Raw genomic sequence first — 1,729 nt, forward strand, 5'->3', positions numbered from 1 at the left:
AAAGGCTATGTCACAACAAACAGTTGATAAATAGCCATTTTTATAGGGGAGTATCAGAACTCCCCTACAAACTGTTATTTGCAGTTATCTATACTCATTTGGAATTTCGATATGAAGTGTCTCACACAATAACTTCACATCATGTGCATCATTTTCATCAAACTCGTATCCCAGATGGAACATTACTTGACTATATGGTTCAATACAGGAAACCTCTATTTCCTCAATTCTTCCTTTACCCGAAAAAGTTTCTACCGGAAAACAATCCCCATCATAAAGAATTTCACCTTCGTCCGTATATTCAAAACAATGCAAATCAATAATTCTGTTTTTCAAATCTTCCCATACAGTATGGTTCAATGTTGTATATTCCATCTTAATCTCATAAAAGCCATTAGCTTTCATTATTTCTATAAAGTTCTGATAATCGATCTTTTCTACAAAAATGTCAATATCATTATGGGCTCTTGACTGATATCCAAGAAGAGCATCTACACCCCAGCCACCATCAAGAAAGACTTTAATCTCCGCATCTATTGCAAATTGAAGAATCTGTTTTACATCTGTTATATTGACCATCTTATCATCTCCACAAATTCTAATTAGGCGACCAGAGGAACTGCTGGTCTGTTTGATAAATCTCTGCATTTAGCAGTTTTCAATGTTGCCAAAACGAAAGTTAAGAAGATGTTCCTTTTCTCCATGTCGCTTTCTTTGGCGTAATTTACAAGGTTATTCCACACAAGATAGTTGTTCAGATACTTGGTAGAAACACCGTTAAAGCCACGCATAAACCTCTTTAGCTGGCTATGGTAGCTATTGATATGTTGGATATTATAAATGCCTTTCTTGGCTTTGCCAGTCTTTAACTGCACAAGGTCAATGCCATTGGCATTTGTAAATCTCACATAGGAGTTCATCTTGTCCGTAACAAGAGTGGAATTGGTCTTAATCCTACCATCATAAATATGATGTAAATCTATTGTAGAAACTCTACCAGTATTCGTAATCTTGGAGATAGACAAGCCATTCCTATTAACCGCACAAGGAACACATACCTTTTCTTGGGACAAGCCTCTGATATGTGTAGAATGACCACGCTTATGAGCCTTGCGTGGCATAGCAAATGTCTTACTCTTGCTATGATTGCCCTTGTACGAGATGGCGAAAAAAGTTTCGTCAGCCTCAATAATGCCGTCAAGGGTAACATCGTCTGCCATATTCTGAAGTGCATCCAAAATCTTGTGTCTCCAAAGGAATGCGGTGTTTCTGTGAATCCCACAAGCAACAGCAGTCTTACGAATGGATAAGCCATTCATCATACAATCAATGTACTGCTCCCACACGGACAAGTCTTTTCTTGTACCAGACACAATGGAGTTCGTAGCAATCACGAAGGACTTGCCACAATCCTTACATACATATCGCTGTGTGCCATCTTTACGATGACCATTGCGAACCACATGGATACAGCCACAAAGAGGGCATACACGACCATTTGCAAAGCGTTCCTTTGCTACGAAATCTTCAATATTCAAAGACTTTACAAAGGCAGGACTTAAAAGCATTGTTTTAAGGCTTTCCTGCTCTGCGACAGTCAACTTACCGATAATATCTAATGCGTCTTTGATAGTAGGCATATCCAATTACCTCCTTCGGTGGTACTGTTTCTTACTATTGTTATACGCTATTTCTCGTCAAAAATCAACCATTTGTTGTGACAGAGCCT

The 1,729-nt window shown here is 38.5% G+C and carries 2 protein-coding genes; both read right to left on the reverse strand.

All coding sequences use genetic code 11. The features are described from left to right. Window positions 1-84: 84 nt before the first annotated feature. Window positions 85-579 carry a lincosamide nucleotidyltransferase Lnu(C) gene (gene lnu(C), locus HNQ43_RS09045; protein WP_058962568.1) on the reverse strand — a complete coding sequence of 165 codons (495 nt, stop codon included), beginning with the start codon at window positions 577-579 and terminating at the stop codon, window positions 85-87. Between the two features lie 23 nt (window positions 580-602). Further along, the gene (locus tag HNQ43_RS09050; RefSeq protein ID WP_058962567.1) at window positions 603-1,640 is read right to left on the reverse strand and encodes an IS1595-like element ISSag10 family transposase; all 1,038 of its coding nucleotides are present in this window, start codon (window positions 1,638-1,640) and stop codon (window positions 603-605) included. Between the last annotated feature and the right edge of the window lie 89 nt (window positions 1,641-1,729).

The organism is Faecalicoccus acidiformans (genome assembly GCF_014202635.1).
GTDB lineage: Bacteria > Bacillota_I > Bacilli_A > Erysipelotrichales > Erysipelotrichaceae > Faecalicoccus > Faecalicoccus acidiformans.